We start from the raw sequence: 19,463 nt of genomic DNA on the forward strand, positions 1-19,463 counted from the left end.
CCAGCGCACCTTTTAATCGTCATCACGAACCAGACCTTCGGGGAGTGTCCCAAATGAAAACCCTTGCAAAAGTTGCGGCCCTTGCTGCTGTCAGCATGATCGCTCTGAACGCCTCCGGCGCCGGCGCCGAGGAAATCACCGAATTCCGTATCGGCATTCTGGGCGGTGAAAACGCGTCCGACCGCCTGCGCGCCTATGAGTGCCTGGAAGAAAAAACCGCCGACCTGCTCGGCGTTCCGGTCAAGCTCTTCGCTCCGGCCGACTACAACGGCGTGATCGAAGGCCTGCTCGGCGGCAACCTGGACATGGCCTGGCTTGGCGCGTCCGGCTACGCCAAAGTCTTCCTGACCGATCCGGAAGCTGTTGAGCCGGTTCTCGTCAAGGTCAATGTCGACGGCAGCTACGGCTACTATTCCATCGGTTTTGCCCGCGTTGACAGCGAGATCAACTCGCTCGACGACATGAAGGGCAAGAAGTTCGGTTTCGGCGATCCGAACTCCACCTCCGGTTACCTGATCCCGTCCATCGAAATCCCAAAACTCGGCTACTCCATGAAGCCGGGCGAATATTTCGGTGACGTCGTCTTCACCGGCGGTCACGAGCAAACCATCGTCGCAGTCTTCAACGGCGACATCGACGCCGGCGTGACCTGGGCCGACGGCCTTGGCGAATGGGAAGACGGCTTCAACTCCGGCGCTCTGCGCAAGGCATCCGACGCTGGCCTGGTCGACATGACCGAGATCCAGGAAATCTGGCGTTCGCCGGTGATCCCGGAAGGCCCGGTTGTCCTGTCCAACAAGCTGCCGGCAGACGTCAAGGAAAAGATGACCAATCTGATGGCCAACCTGGCTGACGAAGACAAGGAATGCGCCTACGGCGTGATGGCCGGCGAAGCCAAGGGCTTCATGCCGATCACGCACGCTGCCTACGAGTCCATCGTTGCGGCCCGTAAGGCGAAAAGCCAGTAATCGCATCGCTTTGAAAACGCGGGTCGGGCTCCGGCCCGCGTTTGTCTGGAATTTTTGCTTCCTTTTTTGTCGTCCCGGTGAAGCGAAGCTGAAGGCCGGGATCCAGTAACCACCACGGCCGATTTGAACAACACGGCCATCCGCGGTGATTACCGGATCCCTGCCTTCGCAGGGATGACAAGTCGAAAGTCTGGTTTCTGCCCCTTTCTTCGGAAAGCCAGAGCGGACGTTTGAAACCTCGATCTGAAGGGCTTTCCCCATGGCTGTTGCCGCTCTCGAGCAGGAAATCCTGACGTTGCGCAAGCATCGCCAGCTTTATTCTCTCATCGGATTGCTGCTAGTCGTGGCGGTGCTCGTCTCCGGCTATTCGAAATCGAACGCGATGAATTCCGGCGGCTTCCTTCAGGGCCTGTCCAAGTTCTTCGACTATCCGGGCGAGATCGTCGTTGAAGCCTGGGAGGCCGGTCCGGCCTTTTTCGGCCTGATCGTCAGTTTCGCGCCGGCCATGCTGGAGACGCTCAACATCGCTCTGGTCGCAACCCTGCTTGGCGGGGCCGCGGCGGTGGTGCTGGCGATGGCTTCGACCCGCAATGTGGACAGTTGGGGGCCGCTCATTCCGGTCGTGCGCCGGGTGATGGACGTCATGCGGGCCTTTCCGGAGTTGATTATCGCGCTGTTCTTGATTTTCGTGCTCGGCTCCAGCCCGGTGCCGGCCATGATCGCGGTCGCCTTTCATACCGCCGGCGCGCTGGGCAAGCTGTTTTCCGAGGTCAACGAAAACATCGACCGCAAGCCTATCGAGGGCCTGTCGGCCTGTGGGGCAAGCTGGCTGCAGCGCATCCGTTTCGCGGTCCTGCCGCAGGTCGCGCCCAACTACCTGAGTTACTTCCTGCTGCGCCTGGAGATCAATGTGCGCGCTTCCGCCATTCTCGGCTTCGTCGGAGCCGGCGGTATCGGTCAGGAACTCAGGCGCACCATTGGCTGGGGCAAGGGCGCGGGCGACGAAACCGCCGCGATTTTCGTGCTTCTGTTCGTCACGATCATGCTGATCGATCAGTTGTCGTCCTACATGCGCGGCAAGCTTGTCGGCTCCGGCCGGGCACACTGAGGGGCTTGAAATGGCAACCGACACAATGGAACCGGCCGTAACTCACGAGACCGTATGGCGGACTGTCCGGCGCAGGGCCAGGATAACGGTGCTCGTTCCGATCGCCATCCTCGCCTATCTCACCTACACCTGGTTCGCTTTCGACGTTTCGGCGCTTTTGGCGAAATCGCAGCCGGACAGGGCGGTGATCCTGGCGACCGACTCCGTCGCCTACAAGGTCCAGGTGGAGAAGAATTTCCGCCGCGGCGAATTCAAGGTTGCCATCGAAGGCGAGCGGACGGCGACCTATGACAACGCGGAGCTTCCCGACTGGGTCGACCTGGACGGCGACACGGCCTTCATCGATCTGGGGGACGGTTATTCGGTCGAGATCGACGGCAAGACGGCGCTTTTCGCGATCCCCGGATATGGAGTGATCAAGGGGACGGCGACGGACAAGGGCGTCGACACGGTTCTGCCAAACGGTCCGGCGCCGGATTGGGTCAAGGTCGACCCGCGAAAGCTGAATGTCCGCCCGACGCTCGACCGCCGTCTGCAGGTGACCAAGACCAAGATCGAGGTCCATAACTATTTCGGCGGCTGGGAGAATTTCTGGTTCCCGTTCCGCTCGCCGCTTTACGGCATGTCCTTCAGTCAGCTCTACGCGCTCGCGCTGAGCTCCGACCGGATGGATCCGGAGACGTCCAATCTGTGGTTCATCGTTGACGAGTTCCTGTCGAACCCGGACTGGCAGCACGGCGATGTCTTCGTCGCCCTGTTCGAGACCATCATGATGGCGGTTCTGGGAACACTGACGGCGGCGCTCTTCGGCCTGCCGCTGGCGTTTCTCGCCGCGCGCAACTTCACTTCGTCCACCTTCCTGCGCTTCGGCACGCGGCGTCTGTTCGACTTCCTGCGCGGCATCGACATGCTGATCTGGTCGCTGATCTTCATCCGCGCCTTCGGTCTGGGACCGCTTACCGGTGCGCTGGCAATCGCCTTCACCGATACCGGTTCGCTCGGCAAGCTCTTCTCCGAGGCGCTTGAGAACATCGACAACAAGCAGGTCGAAGGGGTCCGGGCAACCGGCGCCAGCCAGATCCAACGCTACCGTTTCGGGGTCATTCCGCAGATCCTTCCGGTTTTTGTCTCCCAGGTGCTCTACTATCTGGAATCCAACACTCGCTCGGCAACGGTCATCGGCGCCCTTGGCGCAGGCGGTATCGGCCTTCTTCTGGTCGAAACCATGAAGACCTCCCGCGACTGGGAAAACACCAGTTACATCATCATCCTGACCATCGTCGTGGTGATCCTGATGGACCAGACCTCCAGCTGGCTGAGGCGCAAGTTGATCGAGGGCAAGTAAGGTCAAATGCCTCCGGTTATTCTTCTTGCCGGACACCGGGATTCCCACCTTACTCCTTGAAAACCGGGAGATGCCTCTTTTTGCCGCAATTCCGTCGCGCTACCGTGGCAGCGTTCCCCAAAGGAATCAAAGAAGGCGGAGAGGGCGATGCGGCAAGGTTTTTTCAGAACGCTGACGGGAGCAGTCCTGGGGGCGGGGGTCGGGTTCGCGGGATCGCTCGAGGCCGCTCACGCCATCGAAAGCTGCGTCGCTTCCCTGAAGAAACAGGCCGTTGCCGCAGGTGTCCGGCCGGAAATCGCCGAACGGATGCTGTCCGGCGCGAAATACGACGAAAAGGTCATCCGTTTCTCGACCTCCCAGCCGGAGCACAAGACCGCGATCTGGGATTATATGGCTTTTCTGGTCGACAAGGAGCGCATCGAGGACGGCAAGGCGAACCTGAAAAAGCATGGTCGCACGCTGGCTTCCATCGAAAAGCGGTACGGGGTTGACCGGCATGTGGTTCTGGCCGTTTGGGGGATCGAGAGCGACTACGGTCAGTTCCAGGGCGATTTCTACACGCCACACGCCCTGGCGAATCTGGTTTGCGCAGGCAAGAGGCGGCAGAAATACTTCCGCGGCGAACTGATCAAGACGCTTCAGATCGCCTCGCGCGGAGACGTGCCGGTGAATGATTTCCGCGGGTCCTGGGCCGGGGCCTTCGGTCAGACCCAGTTCATGCCGAGCACCTATAATTCGCTGTCCGTCGATTTCGACGGCGACGGCCGCAAGGATCTGGTCAATTCCGTGCCGGATGCGCTGGCCTCGACCGCGAACTTCCTGAAGAACGCAGGCTGGCGCGACAGCCGCCCGTGGGGTTTCGAAGCCAAGGTGCCCTCCGGCTACAAGGGGCCGGAAGGGCGAAAAAAATACGCGTCTCTGAGCACCTGGGGCCAACGGGGCGTGACCAAGATCGACGGTGGCAAATTGTCCGGCAAGCTGGAGGCGGCCCTGATCCGGCCGGCCGGTGCCGGCGGTCCCGCATTTCTTGTCACCCGGAATTTCCGCGCTTTGAGATCGTATAATGCCTCCACATCCTACGGTCTGGCGATCGCGCTTCTGTCGGAGCTCGTCTCCGGGGGCGACCCGATCAAGACACCCTGGCCGACGAACAATCCGGGGCTCTCGCGGGCACAGCGCCTCGAATTGCAAAAGCTCTTGAACAAGAACGGCTTCAATGTCGGCGAACCGGACGGCAAGGTTGGACCGGCGACCCGCGCCGGTATCCGCAAGGCGGAGGAAAAACACGGCATGCCGGTCACCGGGCGGCCGTCCTGGAATGTCTACTACGCTCTTGGAGGGCGCTGATGCCGGTCCGCGGGGCCTCGCTGTTCTGTTGCCAACGCTGAAACTGTCACCCGCTCCGCGGTTCGCCAGCTGGTTCCGAACCTGTGCCGGGAGCCGGGGTAGACGACACTCGATATGACGGTATCCCGGTCGGGCTGGTGGGAAATTTCGCCGGCTTGCGGATTGCTTGTTGCACTGCGTCAAGTTGCGGCGCAAAATAACAGGGTCATTCGGGAGATTTGCCATGTCCGGTCGGATTTTGACCATAGCACAGCAAAAAGGCGGGTCTGGCAAGACGACCCTGGCGGCCCATCTTGCGGTAGCGCTGGCGAAGCGGTCGGGCGAACCGGTCGCCATCCTCGACGTGGACCCGCAAGGTTCGCTCGGCACCTGGTACGAGGCGCGGGAAGAGTCGCTTGGCGAGGACAATACCGGGCTGGAATTCCGCACCGCCTCCGGCTGGGGCGCCCGGCGCGAGGCGCGCTCGCTTGCCAAATCCCACGGATATGTCCTCGTCGACACCCCGCCGAAGACCGACAGCGATGCCAAGCCTGCGATCGATGCCGCCGATTTCGTCATCGTTCCGATCCAGCCGACGCCGGTCGATCTCTGGGCAACCTCGCAGACGATCGATCTCGCGGCCAGGGAGGACACGCCTGCCATGCTCGTCTTGAACCGGGTCCCGCCGCGCGCTTCCCTTACTGGTGAAATGGCCGATGCCATTCTTGCCTCCGGCTTTGATGCGTTGGCCTCGAGACTGGGCAACCGGACCGTATTCGCAGCCGCAATGGGCAAGGGTGTCGCCGTGACCGAGGAAGCGCCGTCCAGCAAGGCGGCCCAGGAAGTCGAGTCGCTGATCGAAGAACTGGTGAGCCGGATCGGCTAACGGGATCGATAGACCTGTCAGCAGAGTTGCGCCCGGCCGAAGTTTTGCCTTGTCCTTGTCACGATCCGGTGCCTTGATAGGGGAAATTCTCGGTCCGGGAGGACAGGCATGTCCCTTTTTTCTCTTTCTTTTTCAAGCACCCGTACAAAAAAGTCTTCTAACGGAAAAGCGACGGCAAAGGCGGCCACGCTCGCGCTGCTCGTTCTCGGCGCGGCAGGTGCCTTCCAGACGCCCGTGGCGGCGCAGGACCGGCGGATTGTCACCATCGACGACGCGGATTTCTTCGGCAGCGATTACAACACCGTCAAGGACGTGGATCTTGAGGGCTGCAAGTCAGCCTGTCTTCGGGACAGCCGGTGCCGGGCCTTTACGTTCAACACATCCGCGGGCTGGTGTTTCCTCAAGTCCGACTATGGCGAACTGCAGCGATTCGCCGGCGCGATCGCGGGCCGCGTCGTCGAGGTCAAGGCGCCGCGTGCCGATCTGAGCGCGGACCGGAAAAGGGAACTGACCTTCCTGTCGCCCTCGAAACTGCAAAGCGCCGAAACCTATTCCTTGAGCATCGCCAACTCGGCCCGCTCGGGCGGCGGAACGGCAGACCAGTTGCGCCAGAGCGGCTCACAGGCGCTCAGAAGCCAGAAGGCCGCGCTCGCCGAAGCGGACTTTCTGCAGCTGATCGCTCTGGAACCGGGCGATTATCAGGCCTGGGCGCAGCTCACGATCGCTTTGCTCATGCAGAAACCGGATGGATGGACCGACCGTCAAAACAACCAGAAGAACGCCGTGTCGGCCGCGATCAACACCTATCTGCGGACAGTGGACGCTCCGGAACAGGCGGCGACGCTCGGCCTTCTGGCGCGCGCCCTGGAGCGGAGGAGCGAGTACAAGACCGCGATCAAGGCGCTGCGGGCGTCGTTGGCGTATCAGGAAAACCCAAACATCCGCCGCCACTATGACGAACTCGTCGCAAAGCACGGTTTTCGGATTGTCGACCACGAGGTTGATTCCGACAGTGTTGCACCGCGCATCTGCCTGATCTTCTCGCAAAAGCTGCCGCTGGGCGAAGACATGAGCCCCTATGTGACCGTCAAGGGCGAGGGCACCCTGTCGGTCGAAGCGGAGGGCAACCAGATCTGCGCCGACGGCTTGAAGCATGGCGCCCGTTACCAGCTCACCGCTCGCAGCGGCCTTCCGGCCGCCGACGGCGAGAAGCTCGAAAAATCCTCGGAACTTTCCGTCTACGTCCGGGACCGTTCGCCGTCGGTCCATTTCCTGAGCCGGTCCTATGTGCTGCCGTCCGGCGGCAATCCGACGATCCCGATCGTCTCGGTGAACACTTCGGAAGTGGAAACCACGATCTATCGTGTCGGCGGGCGGTCGGTCGCCGATATCCTGAGGGACAACCGTTTCCTGCGCCAGCTGAGTTCCTACCAGGCTGAGCGGATCGAGGACGAACTCGGCGAGAAGGTCTGGTCGGGCATCGTGGAAACGGAAAACAGCCTCAACCTGGACATCACCACCGCCATTCCGGTTTCAGAGACGGGCATCGATCTGAAGCCCGGTGTTTATGTGATGACGGCCCGGTCGAAACTCGACCTCAAGAACCGCTGGGGCGATATGGCGACCCAATGGTTCCTTGTGTCCGATCTCGGCCTGACGGCGTTTTCGGGAGATGACGGTCTTTCGGCGAACATCCGATCGCTGTCGACGGCGGATGCCCTTGAGGGGGTTAATGTCCGTCTGCTTGCGGTCAACAACGAGAATCTCGGCGAGGCAGTCACCGATAGCGAGGGCTTCGCGGACTTCGCCGCCGGATTGACCCGTGGCCGTGGCGGCAGGGCGCCGGGCGTTCTTGTGGCCGAAACCGGGGAGGGGGACTATTCCTTCCTCGATTTGCGCAAACCTGCTTTCGACCTCTCCGACCGCGGCGTCGAGGGCCGGCCCGCTCCGGGACCGCTCGATGTCTTCGCCTGGACGGACCGCGGCATCTACAAGGCGGGCGAAACCGTCCATGCCCAGGCCCTTTTGCGCACCGCGAAAGCCGTCGCCCAGGAAGACTTCCCGCTCACCTTCGTGTTCTCCAGGCCGGATGGCGTCGAACATGCCCGCTATACGGTGACCGACAGCGGTCTCGGCGGTCACTTGCAGGACCTCTCCTTGAGCGCGTCGGCGCAGCAGGGCATGTGGTCCTGGAGGGTCTTTACCGACCCGAAAGGCAGCGCGCTGGCGGAAAAGACCTTCCTGGTCGAGGATTATCAGCCCGAACGGGTCGATTTCGACCTGGAAACCGCCGCCCGAAGCTTTGGGCGGGGCGATCCGACAAAAGTGTCCCTTGAAGCCAGGTTCCTTTACGGCTCTCCGGCCAGCGGGCAGACCCTGGAAGGCGACATTATCGTCCGGCCCGTGCGCAAGCTCGAAGCCTATCCGGGTTATATCTTCGGCCTCAAGGACACGGACACCTATTCCGACCGGAACTCCCTTCCTTCCGGCTTGAAAACGGATGAGGACGGCAGGCTCTCCTTCGATGTCACCCTGCCGCAGCTTCCGGAAACGACGCTTCTCTATGACGGCCAGCTCGTGGCGCGTCTTGTCGAGGCGGGCGGAAGATACGTGGAACGCACGCTAGATCTGCCGGTGGCGCTGGACGGTCCGCGCATCGGCGTCAAGCCGGCATTCTCAGGCGGCGTCGACGAGGGCGGGCCGGCGGATTTCTCGGTGATCGTGGTCGGAACCGACGGCGAGGCGCAGGACGCCACAGGGCTCAACTGGACACTGTCCAGGGTGAGCCGCCGTTACCAGTGGTACCGCCTCGACGGCCGCTGGAACTATGAGCCGATCACGACCTCGAAACGGGTTGCCAGCGGTGAACTCGATCTAAAGGCGGCTCAGCCGGGCCAGCTGTCGCTACCCGTGGAGTGGGGCGAATACCGTCTCGACGTCGAAGGCAGCGGTGCCCTGCAGACCGCGACCAGCGTGACCTTCAACGCGGGCTGGTACACCGCCGACGCGACCTCCGACACGCCCGATTATCTCGATGTCGGCCTGGACAGGAGCAAATACCGTCCAGGCGACACCGCAAAGCTGCGCCTGAAGCCGCAAACGGCGGGGACTGTGGTCGTGAACGTGGTGTCCGGCGGCGTCGTTTCCAGCCGGACGGTCAAGGTGGACGGTGAAGAGACTGAGATCGATATTCCGGTCGGCGACGACTGGGGAGCGGGTGCCTACATCACCGCCAGCCTCTATCGGCCGATGGATCTCGACCAGAAGCGCATGCCGTCGCGCGCGATCGGGCTGTCCTGGCTGCAGGTGGATCCCGGCGACCGGGTTCTGGACATCGAACTCTCCGCGCCTGAACGGATCCTGCCGGAAACGACCCTTGAGGTTCCGATCCGGCTTGCCAATCTGGATCAGGGCGAGCAAGCCTATGTGACCGTGGCCGCCGTCGATGTGGGGATCCTGAATCTCACCAAATTCGAGACGCCCGACCCGGATGGCTGGTATTTCGGCCAGCGGCGGCTTGGCACGGACGTCCGCGATCTATACGGGCAGCTGATCGACCGGATGGCCGGCACCATGGGCCGCGTTCGCTCCGGAGGCGATGGCATGGGGCTGCGCCTGGATGCCCCACCGCCGGATGAGGAGCCGCTCGCGCTGTTCTCCGGTCTGGTCGAAGTCGGTCCGGATGGCAAGGCGACCGTGTCCTTCGAGATCCCCGCCTTCAACGGCGCCGTCAAGCTTATGGCGGTTGCCTGGACCAGGGAGGCGGTCGGCCACGCGGACCAGGAAGTGGAAGTGCGCGCGCCCGTTGTCGTGACCGCGAGTACGCCGGCCTTTCTGGCGCCGGGCGATCAGTCCCGCATAACCCTCGAAATCGACAATGTGGACGGAGCCCCGGGCTCATACGAGCTGGAAGTGTCCACGGCGGAGGGGCTGCTTCTGGCAGACGGCGTTGACCGTCAGAACCGCACGCTCGAGATCGATCAGGGCAAGAAGAGCATCGTGCTCCTGCCGCTCACGGCTGGCGCGTCGCCGCTCAAGAGCGAGGTGGTCGCTTCGCTCTCCGGCCCTGACGGCAAAACCTACGTCAAGCGCGTCGGCCTGGAGATCAGAAACACCCAGCCGGAAATCACGCGCCGGTCGACGTTCGCGCTCGCGCCCGGGGGAGAGCTGACACTCTCCGCCGACAGTTTCGACGGCTTGCAGACGGACACGGTCGAGGTCACCCTGTCGGCTGGTGGCGCGGCGAATATCGACATCGCCGGGCTTCTGGCGGCGCTCGACCGGTATCCCTACGGCTGCACGGAACAGACCACAAGCCGGGCCTTGCCGTTGCTCTATTTGAGTGAAGTTGCCGAAGCCGCGGGTCTTGGGACCGACAGCGCCATCCGTGAACGGGTCACCAAGGCCATTGTGCGGATACTTGCCAATCAGTCGTCCTCCGGGGAATTCGGTCTCTGGAACAGTTACGGCGGTGGCGACACCTGGCTGAATGCCTATGTCACGGACTTCCTCACACGCGCCAGGGAAAGTGGCTACCAGGTTCCGGACCTGGCCTTTACCTCGGCCCTGGACAATCTTGAGAACCGGCTGGCCTATGCCTCCGATTTCCAGAAGGGCGGGGAAGACATCGCTTATGCCCTTTATGTCCTGGCCCGCAACGGCCGGGCATCGATGGGCGATCTGCGCTATTACCTCGATGCCAAGCTGCAGGCCTTTTCCACACCGCTGGCGAAAGCCCAACTGGCGGCCGGCCTTGCCCTGTACGGAGAGCAGGAACGCGCGGCGGCCGGCTTCAAGGCGGCGTTGGTGTCCCTGCCGCTGGAAACAAGCCGCTCCTATCGGAGTGACTATGGCTCCGTCCTTCGCGACAGCGCCGCCGTCACCGATTACGTGGTCTCGGCGTCGATGGGCGACAGCCTGGTCTCCGAGGCGCTCGGCTTCCTGAAGCAGGCGCAATCGGGAGCTTCCGGTCGCTCCACCCAGGACATGGCCTGGCTGCTTCTGGCGGCCCAGTCGCTGAACAAGTCTGCCGAGGAAGCCCGGATCTCCGTGGATGGCGCGGAAACTCCCGGACGGCTGGCCTGGTCCTTCAGTGGCGGAGATCTCGTTGGACAGCCGGCCGGCATCACCAACAACGGCGGCTCGGCAACCGATCTTCTGGTGTCGGTAGCCGGTAAGCCCTTGGTTCCGGAACCTGCCGGCGGCAAGGACTATGCGATCGAGCGCACGATTTACGACCTCGATGGCAATCCGGTTGACCCCACAGCGGTTCCGGTCAACACGCGGCTTGCCGTCGTCGTGACGGTCCGGGCTTTGACGGACCGCCCGGGTCGCCTGATGGTTGTCGACCGCGTGCCGGCGGGCCTCGTCATCGACAATCCGCGTCTCGTCCGCTCCGGCGATCTCGGCGGGTTGTCCTTCCTGTCCACCGTCGATCAGCCTGAACATGCGGCCTTCCACAGGGATCGTTTCGAGGTTGCGCTCGACCAGACGCGGCAGAAGGACAAGGAACTGAGCTTCGCCTATCTCGCCCGCGCCGCAACCCCTGGAAGCTATGTCCATCCCCCGGCTTCGGTGGAAGACATGTACAGTCCGGACCGCAGGGCGATTACGGCGACCGGCCGGTTCGTCGTGCTGGGCCCGGCCCGGTAAGGGAACGCCATGGCGGCGAGGCGAAGGCATTCGTGGCAAACACTCCGGCGGTGGACCGCTGCCGCCGGGGTGGCTGCCCTGGCGCTTGGCCTGTGCGGTGCGCTGCAGGTCTTCAGGGACTACGACCGTCTTCCGCCACTTCCCGAGATCGCCGATCTGTCTTTGTCCGCCGTTGTTCTCGACCGGCAGGACAGATTGCTCCGGGCCTTTACCAGCCGGGACGACAAGTGGCGTCTGCCTGTCGACCTTGAGGCAGTGGATCCGCTTTATTTCAAACTGCTCCTTGCCTTCGAGGACAAGCGTTTCTACCGGCATCGCGGGTTTGACCTGTGGGCCTTCTTGCGTTCGGCGCTCCAAAGTGTCCGGGCCGGGCGGATCGTTTCCGGCGGATCGACCCTGACGATGCAGGTCGCCCGGCTTCTCGATGAAACGCCGACCAGAACCGTGAAGCGCAAGTACGAGCAGCTTTTGAAGGCAGTCCGGCTGGAACGGACCTTCACCAAGGACGAGATCCTGCACTTCTACGCGCTCCGGGCGCCTTTCGGGGGGAACCTGGAAGGCGTTCGCGCCGCGAGCCTGACCTGGTTCGGCAAGGAACCGCGGCGTTTGACGCCTGCGGAAGCGGCCTTGCTGGTCGCTCTTCCCCAGAGTCCGGAAACCCGGCGGCCCGACCGCTCTCCTGAAGCAGCCCGGGTCGCGCGCAACAGGGTTCTTGCGAGAGCGGAAGCGGCGGGGGTGTTGAGTGCTGACGAAGTCTCCTCGGCGTCCGCGGAGCCTGTTCGGGCCGAACGCCATCGCATGCCGCTTCTGGCCGCACACGAGAGCAGGGAAGCGCGTTTCGAGTATCCGGGCACACCGGTTTACCGTCTGACGCTGGACCGGGATCTGCAGGAAGCTGTCGAGGCACTCGCCCGCCGCAAGGTCGTTGCGTTCCCGCCGCCGATTTCCATGGCGATCCTCGTCGCCGATCACCAGAACGGCGAAATCCTCGCCAGCGTCGGTGCGCCGGATCTGCTCGACACGGTTCGCCTTGGCCATGTCGATATGACACGCGCGGTGCGCTCGCCCGGGTCGACCCTGAAACCGCTGATCTACGGATTAGCGTTTGAGGAGGGAATCGGACTGCCTGAAAGCCTCATCGAGGACCGCCCGACGGACATCGGCGGTTACCGGCCGGCGAATTTCGATCAGGCCTATCAGGGAACGGTCACCCTGCGCGAAGCGCTGCAGCTTTCACTGAACACGCCGGCCGTGCAATTGCTCGAAGCTGTCGGACCGGCCCGGTTGATCGCCCGGTTGAAGAGGGCGGGTGTCCGCCCGGTTCTTGAAAAAGGCACCGAACCGGGGCTGGCCATCGGTCTCGGGGGATTGGGACTCTCCTTGCGGGATCTCACCCAGACCTATGCGGCTCTGGCCCGTGGCGGCAAGCCCGTGACGCTGTCGACATGCAAAAACCCCTGCGCGCAGGAGGCGGAGCCGCCGCGGTCCATGCCGATGCTCTCTGAAAAGGCGGCATACCTTGTGAGCGACGTCTTGAGCGGAATGCCTCAGATCCAGGGCGCGCGGTCCCATAGTCTGGCCTACAAGACCGGCACGGCCTACGGCTACCGAGATTCCTGGGCGGCGGGTTACGACGGCAGGCATGTCGTTGCCGTGTGGGTCGGACGTCCGGACGGATCTCCGGTTCCCGGCCAGACCGGTGCCAAAACGGCGGTGCCCATTCTTTTCGACGTGTTCCAGAAACTCGGTTCGGATCGCGTTCCCTTGCCACCCGCACCACAGGAAGCCTTCCGGTCCGCCGCGTCGAGCGCGCCGAAGGCCTTGTCTTATGCACGGGTGAAAACGCGCCCGGCGGCGGGCCGTCCCGGGAAGTCCCTGGAAATCGCCTATCCGCCGGAGGGAGCGGTGCTCGATCTCGGCTGGTCTCGGGAGGGGGCGAGAGCGGAGACGCCACTGGTCGTGAAGGTGAGAGGCGGCAACAGGCCCTTTGTCTTCCTGGTCAACGGCGTTCCGCAGACGTCGGGAAGTTTCGACAGCCAGTTGATCTGGTATCCCGACGCAAGAGGATTCGCCGATGTGACTGTTCTGGACGCCCGTGGCAGCGCAGCCCGCGTGGCGATTGAGCTCAAATAAAACCGGTCGGCCGAATCCGTCTCTTGAAGCGACTAGGGACGACCCATCGACCTCCGCCCGGTGCGCTCCTGGTTCCGTTTCCGGAGATTCGAATGAGAATCGATGAGATTCGCGCATCCTGAAACGCCATTCGCCCGTGACATTCCTGCCCGACACACCGCCGTTCTGATTCCGAATGCCTGAAAAACGGACGAAAAAGCCCGGAGCCAGCGGGGGAAACTCAGCCCGAATACAGGGAAACAGGCCTTGTTTCCTAACAGTTTCTAAAGAACGGCACTGATTTTGTGACATTCGCGCAACACCGGTTTTTGAAAACAGGTCCCGGGGGGGGCTGAACCCGCATTCGTAGTTGAACCGCAAATCGGGATGCGTATGGTCATCTTGCGAGCGGCTTCGGGCCGCACTGGTTTGCAGCCTCGGACATCCAACCTCCGGTCGGAAGCAAACACAGAAACAATTCGCGGGGACAATGGTGCTTCTTTAGCACCGGATGAAATGACTGATTGGAGGTCAAAATGAAACTCAAGAGCTTGATGCTCGGCGCTGCGGCTGCCGCTGCTGCCACCACCGCTCAGGCGGCTGATCTTCCGGTTGCTCCGGAGCCGGTCGACTACGTTCGTATCTGTGACGCTTACGGCGCACGTTTCTACTACATCCCGGGCACCGAAACTTGCCTGCGCGTTGGCGGCCGTGTTCGTGCGGAAATCCGCGTCAACAACGTTCTGGACGAGAACGACATCGGCGCAACCGACTGGGGTGTCCGTAACGAAGACGGTTACTTCTGGCGTTCGCGCGGTTACGCTCGTCTCGATGCACGCACCGCAACCGAGTTCGGCACGCTGAGAACCTACGTCTCCATGGCGATGCAGGTCGACAACGGCAACAGCGGCATCTTCCTGGAAGACGCTTTCATTCAGTGGGGCGGCCTGCTGGCTGGTCGTGAAGGTTCGAACTTCGACATCTACACCGGTCAGGCCTTCATGGGCGTTGTCGGCCGTAACTGGTCTGACCACACCGTCAACCAGGTTTCCTACACCGCTGCTTTCGGCAACGGCTTCTCTGCAACTCTTGCTCTTGAAGATCGTTCCGACGTAGACGGCGGCAGCGAGCCTGTTGTGTTCCAGGGCGCGACCACGAGCATCACCAACTTCTACGGCGGCACTCGCATGCCGGACGTCGTTGCTGCTCTGGCCGTCTCCCAGGGTTGGGGTAGTGCTCAGCTGTCTGGTGCTCTGCACCACGTCTACCAGAACGCCAACATCATCAACGCCATCAACGGTCCGGTTGACTCTGATGACGAAATGGGTTGGGCAATCGGCGCAGGTGTGAACTTCAACCTGCCGATGCTCTCCTCCGGTTCGAACATCTTCTTCCAGGGCTTCTACGCTGACGGCGCTACCGCTTACCTCGGCTTCGACGCTGCTGACTACGGCATCGGCGCCAACGGCGGCACCGACCTGCGTTCCGGTTACGCTCTGTCCGCTGGTATCTACTACCAGGCAACGCCGACCATCGGCCTTGCTCTCGACGGTTCTTACGCTCACCTGAACGACGCTGGCAACCAGGCTGTTCTGTTTGCTGACGAAGTTGATCGTTGGGCAATCGACGGTTCCGTTCAGTGGGAGCCGGTCTCCGGTCTCGCACTGGGTGTTGACGTTGGTTACTCCAGCACCGACGCGTTCGGCTTCTCGAACGGCAACATCGAAGATGGCGACGAACTCCTCTTCGGTGTTCGTATGCAGCGCACCTTCTAATCAATCCTCTACCGAGGTTTGATGGAAAACCCGGCGGAAACGCCGGGTTTTCTTTTTTGTCGGGCGGTTACGACATGCGTGAACGTCTTGGGAAATGTGTTTCCTGAAAATCTGGTCTTGCCAGTCACGGCGTACGGAAGCCAGCCATCGGAAAGAGGCCGCAAGGAAGCGGCTTCCAGATCAATGGAAGACTGGAACGGCTGTTCCCTTCAGTAGGACGATCTGCCTGACGAGGTGGATTTGGGCCTGGTTCTTGCGAAACACTTCAGGTGGCCGGGCCGCAGGCGTGCGGCGGCGACACTCAGATACCAGCATCCGGTCAAAGACGCCCGGTTCTCCGGCTCGAAAATCAAACGCGCCGGACAAAACAGGGACCGGCCTGCCGCTCAGAGTTTTTCCAGAAAAGCGGCGATGCGCTCCTGCGTTTCCTTCTCCCAAAGCACCGGGGCGTGACCCTGGTCCGGAATTGTTTCCAGCTGCGCGTTCGAATGCATCTCGAGCATGCGCTGGCAGGTTTCGACGCTCAGAAGATCCGAGTTTTCACCGCGCAAGATGAGAACGGGCCTGTCCGTCAGTTTCTCATACAGATGCCACAGGTCCGGCACCGGTGTGCCGTCGTCCTGGCTCGCGAGTTGGTGGGCGAGGGTCGGATCATAGTCAAAAACATATTCGTCCTCTCGCTCGGAAGTCAGCTGGCCCGCAAGTTTGTGCCAGTGTTCGGGTCCGAAAGCCGGAAACTGGGTGGACAGTCTCTCTTGGAGCATGGCCGCGGCCGCATTTAGGGTTGGGTGCTTCATCTTGTGACCCAGACTTGCCGCTATCCGATGGATGGCCCGCATCTCGATATGGGGTCCGACATCGTTCAAGATCACGGCCGCCATGCGCTCCGGCGGATAGCGCTGCGCCATGGCCAGCGCATGAAGACCACCGCGGGAGGTTCCGATAACGGCGAACCGCTCAAGTCCAAGCTGGGTTATGGCGGCGTCGATGTCTTTTTCTTCAACCGGAAGCGCATAGTTGCGCCAGTCCGGGTCCCAGTCGCTTTTCCCTCGGCCGCGATAGTCCAGGGCATAGACAGGATGGCCAGTCGATTGAAGATATTCTGCTATATCGTTGAAATCACGGGTGTTACGAGAAAGCCCGGTGAGGCAGAGAACCGGGATTTTCGACACCCCGCGGCTCACCGCAGGCCATTCGCGTCCGAATAGCGTCAATCCGTCGGGGCTTTGCCAGGTAAAGCTGCGGACCTGTTCCGGCCGCATATCGGCGGCAGCCTGCTGAGCCTCGTTCGGCGCAACTGTCATTGTTTTCTCCCAAAGCGTTTCCTACCTTATTTATTTTCCCAATAGATAATGATGTTTTGATTTCAACGGCAATAGGAAGAGTGCTTAATTCGATCCTTTGACCGAGACCGAACGGAAGCTTCGCGCCGCCTGGTCCTGACGTCATCTGGTCCGGTCTCTCAAGGCTGGCCGGGCCAGGGCATCAGGCAGGTTCATTGGGTTTGCGGCTGGACAAGTGTCGCCGAAAGGGCGCAATCCTCCGTGAAAGTCGCATGAAGTGTCATGAATGACGGTGGGAGCATTGCCCCTTTGACGGCAGATGAGTATGGTGCGCCACCGCCGGTCTCCGGCCTAATCGATCAAGCAAAAACACAAGATTCATCGGAGAGGAAACCGAGATGTTCACAGGCTCCATTCCAGCGCTGATTACACCGTTCAAGGACGGAGCGCTCGATGAGAAACGGTTTCAGGATTTTGTGGAATGGCAGATAAGCGAAGGTTCGTCCGGTCTCGTGCCCGTCGGCACCACCGGTGAGAGCCCGACGCTCAGCCATGACGAACATAAGCGCGTGATCGAGCTTTGCGTGGAAGCCGCCGCCGGCCGGGTTCCCGTCATCGCGGGGGCGGGATCGAACAACACGGTCGAGGCGATCGACTTCGCCAGACATGCCGAAAAGGCCGGGGCGAACGGGCTTCTGGTCGTTACCCCCTACTACAACAAGCCAAACCAGGCTGGCTTGAAGGCGCATTTCAAGGCGATCGACAATGCGGTCGGATTGCCGATCGTCATCTACAACATTCCCGGCCGGTCGGTCATCGACATGACGCCGGAGACGATGGCGGAACTTTTCGAAAGCTGCAAGAACGTCGTGGGCGTCAAGGATGCGACGGCGGATCTTGCGAAAACAAGCCGCCAGCGCCATCTGTGTGGACCGGACTTCATCCAGTTGTCCGGCGAGGACATCTCCGCGCTCGCCTTCAATGCCCATGGCGGTGTCGGATGTATATCGGTGACCGCGAATGTCGCGCCGCGCATGTGCGCGGAGTTTCAGGCAGCAACCCTTGCCGGGGACTTCAAGAAGGCTCTGGAATATCAGGACCGGCTGGCGCCGTTGCACCGCGCGCTGTTCCTTGAGCCGAACCCGACCGGCGCGAAATACGCTCTGTCCGTGCTTGGAAAGATCGAGGAAGAACTGCGGTTGCCGCTCGTTCCGATCTCTGAAGGCACACAAACGGAAATCCGCTCGGCCATGGCTCACGCGGGCTTGCTGAACTGAGCAGGGAAATCAAAGGGCTCGATCCCTTAAGGACGAAAAATGGCTCCGAAAAAAGGAGAGGCGCCGGGCCGGAAGATCATTTCCGACAACCGGAAAGCCCGGTTCAACTATGAGATCGAAGACACGCTGGAGGCGGGGATCGAGCTGAAGGGCACGGAAGTGAAATCCCTGCGCAACGGCAAGGCGAATATTGCCGAATCCTACGCCGCCGAACACAATGGCGAGATCTGGATTTACAACGTCTATATCCCGGAATACCTCCAGGCCAACCGCTTCAACCACGAGCCGCGCCGGCCGCGCAAGCTCCTGTTGCACAAGCGCGAAATCGGCAAGCTCGCCGGCGCCGTCCAGAAGGAAGGCAAGACAATCGTTCCGCTCAAGCTCTATTTCAACGAGCAGGGGCGGGCGAAACTGGAACTTGCCCTTGCGCGGGGCAAAAAGCTGCACGACAAGCGCGAGACGGAAAAGAAGCGCGACTGGCAGCGTGAAAAGTCCCGCGTCATGAAGAACTTCGGCTGAGGGGGCTTGTCCACACCTGCCGGTCCCGCGTTTTCAACGTCAGTGGAAAAGCCTTGGACCTGCTGGGTAAAAGCTGTGCATGGCTTGTTGATAGCCTGTGGACGGAACAAGTCTTCGTCCACATGAAAAGTTGTGCGCAATCTGTAGTTGGCCGGAACAAGGACTTTAGCAGTCAAAGGAATGCAGAGTTAAGCCAGCAAACCCGACAAGACTTCCCGTTTCGCATCGCCAATGGGAACCGGCCGCCGCGTTTCCCGGTCGACAAGGACATGGACGAACCGTCCCAAGGCTGCGGTATCCGATTGTTCGCCGGAAAACAGGCCGACCGTAAAAACGACAGAGCTTGAGCCGAGTTTTTCGATCCGGAGACCGGCGGAAACCATCGACGGAAATGTTAACTCGGCAAAGTAATGACAGCCGGTCTCGACCACGAGAAAGATCTCTGAACTCTTGACCGGATCGAGAAGGCCTTTGCCGACGTACCAGGCGTTCACGGCCGTGTCGAAAAAGCTCAAATACTGCACGTTGTTGACGTGACCGTAGATGTCCACATCCATCCACCGCGTGGGGATTTGTTGAAAAGCCCTGAAATCGGAGCGTTTTAAAGGTGAGGGACGGGCAGGTTGTGGATTGACGGTGGAATTCATCGGTTGGCCTTTTAAGGATCGAAGGTCTTCGCGGGGCAGGCATACTCCGGTTCGGCAAATGAATGCCAGATCGCTTTTCAAGCGAGAGGTTTTTGCCCGCTTGATCCGAACTTTGCCTTCTTGGACTCCCATACTAGCTGTGCATTCGCGCTCCTTTGGAGATCTTGTCTGCCACTTTCCTGTCCGTATGAAAGGCAATTCCCGCGATTTCCGCCTCTTCTGGAACGAACTTCGAGAATATTTCCCGATTTGCGGCGTCATGGCCGGTTGTAAACATTGGCTCGATGTAAAGGCTGGCTGGAACCGCGCGCTCCAGGGTCCGTTGGTGTATCTTGGCGAGCGCCGCAGAATCGGCGCTGAGAACGATGATCGGCTGAATACTCATCGGATTGTAGACATTTCCGGCTCCGTCGAGGTAGGTCTCTCCTATGATTTCAGGCTTTCCGGCCGCCACGCCGGTTGCCAGGAACGCGGTGACATTCAGTTTCTGCCAGACTGCCAGATCATCTCGAACGATCACAACGAATTTGGTTTCGAACATGAGCTCCAACTCCATGCGGGGATT

General features: G+C 61.3%; 13 protein-coding genes. 10 read left to right on the forward strand and 3 right to left on the reverse strand.

The features are described from left to right. The first annotated feature begins 53 nt into the window (after positions 1–53). The 8 genes from phnD to JF539_RS05590 all read left to right on the forward strand — a co-directional run bounded on the left by phnD (position 54) and on the right by JF539_RS05590 (position 15,172). Positions 54–968, forward strand: a complete 915-nt coding sequence (phnD, locus tag JF539_RS05555; protein WP_207139331.1) for a phosphonate ABC transporter substrate-binding protein — start codon at positions 54–56, stop codon at positions 966–968. Positions 969–1,227: 259 nt separating this feature from the next. Then, on the forward strand, positions 1,228–2,076 hold the full coding sequence (gene phnE / locus JF539_RS05560) for a phosphonate ABC transporter, permease protein PhnE (protein ID WP_207139332.1): 849 nt from the start codon (positions 1,228–1,230) through the stop codon (positions 2,074–2,076). 10 nt (positions 2,077–2,086) lie between these two features. Further along, the gene (phnE, locus tag JF539_RS05565; RefSeq protein ID WP_207139333.1) at positions 2,087–3,421 is read left to right on the forward strand and encodes a phosphonate ABC transporter, permease protein PhnE; all 1,335 of its coding nucleotides are present in this window, start codon (positions 2,087–2,089) and stop codon (positions 3,419–3,421) included. Between the two features lie 147 nt (positions 3,422–3,568). After that, positions 3,569–4,768: a lytic murein transglycosylase gene (locus JF539_RS05570; RefSeq protein WP_207139334.1), complete on the forward strand. Its 1,200-nt coding sequence runs from the start codon at positions 3,569–3,571 to the stop codon at positions 4,766–4,768. Between the two features lie 223 nt (positions 4,769–4,991). Then, positions 4,992–5,633, forward strand: a complete 642-nt coding sequence (gene parA / locus JF539_RS05575) for a ParA family partition ATPase (protein WP_207139335.1) — start codon at positions 4,992–4,994, stop codon at positions 5,631–5,633. Positions 5,634–5,741: 108 nt separating this feature from the next. Further along, on the forward strand, positions 5,742–11,285 hold the full coding sequence (locus JF539_RS05580; protein WP_207139336.1) for an alpha-2-macroglobulin family protein: 5,544 nt from the start codon (positions 5,742–5,744) through the stop codon (positions 11,283–11,285). A 9-nt stretch (positions 11,286–11,294) separates the two neighbouring features. Next, positions 11,295–13,418 carry a penicillin-binding protein 1C gene (gene pbpC / locus JF539_RS05585; protein ID WP_207139337.1) on the forward strand — a complete coding sequence of 708 codons (2,124 nt, stop codon included), beginning with the start codon at positions 11,295–11,297 and terminating at the stop codon, positions 13,416–13,418. 515 nt (positions 13,419–13,933) lie between these two features. After that, a complete protein-coding gene (locus JF539_RS05590) occupies positions 13,934–15,172 on the forward strand; it encodes a porin (RefSeq protein WP_207139338.1) in 1,239 nt (412 codons plus the stop codon). 386 nt (positions 15,173–15,558) lie between these two features. Here JF539_RS05590 and JF539_RS05595 read toward each other — a convergent pair whose 3' ends face one another. After that, entirely contained in the window at positions 15,559–16,476 is a 918-nt protein-coding gene (locus tag JF539_RS05595) for an alpha/beta fold hydrolase (RefSeq protein ID WP_207139339.1), read from the reverse strand. A gap of 377 nt (positions 16,477–16,853) precedes the next feature. Here JF539_RS05595 and dapA point away from each other — a divergent pair, with 377 nt between their 5' ends. Together dapA and smpB are read left to right on the forward strand one after the other, a co-directional pair. Further along, positions 16,854–17,732, forward strand: a complete 879-nt coding sequence (dapA, locus tag JF539_RS05600) for a 4-hydroxy-tetrahydrodipicolinate synthase (protein ID WP_207139340.1) — start codon at positions 16,854–16,856, stop codon at positions 17,730–17,732. Positions 17,733–17,771: 39 nt separating this feature from the next. Then, positions 17,772–18,251: an SsrA-binding protein SmpB gene (smpB, locus tag JF539_RS05605; RefSeq protein ID WP_207139341.1), complete on the forward strand. Its 480-nt coding sequence runs from the start codon at positions 17,772–17,774 to the stop codon at positions 18,249–18,251. 188 nt (positions 18,252–18,439) lie between these two features. On the opposite strand, the gene JF539_RS05610 is transcribed toward smpB, so the two are convergent. Both JF539_RS05610 and JF539_RS05615 read right to left on the reverse strand, forming a co-directional pair. Next, the gene (locus JF539_RS05610) at positions 18,440–18,898 is read right to left on the reverse strand and encodes an acyl-CoA thioesterase (protein ID WP_207140857.1); all 459 of its coding nucleotides are present in this window, start codon (positions 18,896–18,898) and stop codon (positions 18,440–18,442) included. Between the two features lie 133 nt (positions 18,899–19,031). Then, positions 19,032–19,439, reverse strand: a complete 408-nt coding sequence (locus JF539_RS05615; protein ID WP_207139342.1) for a DUF2000 family protein — start codon at positions 19,437–19,439, stop codon at positions 19,032–19,034. Positions 19,440–19,463 lie beyond the last annotated feature (24 nt).

This window comes from Roseibium aggregatum (assembly GCF_017309185.1).
GTDB lineage: Bacteria > Pseudomonadota > Alphaproteobacteria > Rhizobiales > Stappiaceae > Roseibium > Roseibium aggregatum_B.

What these genes read in the sequence shown, in the direction of transcription:
- phnD (WP_207139331.1), top strand. Translation starts at nt 54, where the DNA reads ATGAAAACCCTTGCAAAAGTTGCGGCCCTTGCTGCTGTCAGCATGATC.
- phnE (WP_207139332.1), top strand. Translation starts at nt 1,228, where the DNA reads ATGGCTGTTGCCGCTCTCGAGCAGGAAATCCTGACGTTGCGCAAGCAT.
- phnE (WP_207139333.1), top strand. Translation starts at nt 2,087, where the DNA reads ATGGCAACCGACACAATGGAACCGGCCGTAACTCACGAGACCGTATGG.
- JF539_RS05570 (WP_207139334.1), top strand. Translation starts at nt 3,569, where the DNA reads ATGCGGCAAGGTTTTTTCAGAACGCTGACGGGAGCAGTCCTGGGGGCG.
- parA (WP_207139335.1), top strand. Translation starts at nt 4,992, where the DNA reads ATGTCCGGTCGGATTTTGACCATAGCACAGCAAAAAGGCGGGTCTGGC.
- JF539_RS05580 (WP_207139336.1), top strand. Translation starts at nt 5,742, where the DNA reads ATGTCCCTTTTTTCTCTTTCTTTTTCAAGCACCCGTACAAAAAAGTCT.
- pbpC (WP_207139337.1), top strand. Translation starts at nt 11,295, where the DNA reads ATGGCGGCGAGGCGAAGGCATTCGTGGCAAACACTCCGGCGGTGGACC.
- JF539_RS05590 (WP_207139338.1), top strand. Translation starts at nt 13,934, where the DNA reads ATGAAACTCAAGAGCTTGATGCTCGGCGCTGCGGCTGCCGCTGCTGCC.
- JF539_RS05595 (WP_207139339.1), bottom strand. Translation starts at nt 16,476, where the DNA reads ATGACAGTTGCGCCGAACGAGGCTCAGCAGGCTGCCGCCGATATGCGG.
- dapA (WP_207139340.1), top strand. Translation starts at nt 16,854, where the DNA reads ATGTTCACAGGCTCCATTCCAGCGCTGATTACACCGTTCAAGGACGGA.
- smpB (WP_207139341.1), top strand. Translation starts at nt 17,772, where the DNA reads ATGGCTCCGAAAAAAGGAGAGGCGCCGGGCCGGAAGATCATTTCCGAC.
- JF539_RS05610 (WP_207140857.1), bottom strand. Translation starts at nt 18,898, where the DNA reads ATGAATTCCACCGTCAATCCACAACCTGCCCGTCCCTCACCTTTAAAA.
- JF539_RS05615 (WP_207139342.1), bottom strand. Translation starts at nt 19,439, where the DNA reads ATGTTCGAAACCAAATTCGTTGTGATCGTTCGAGATGATCTGGCAGTC.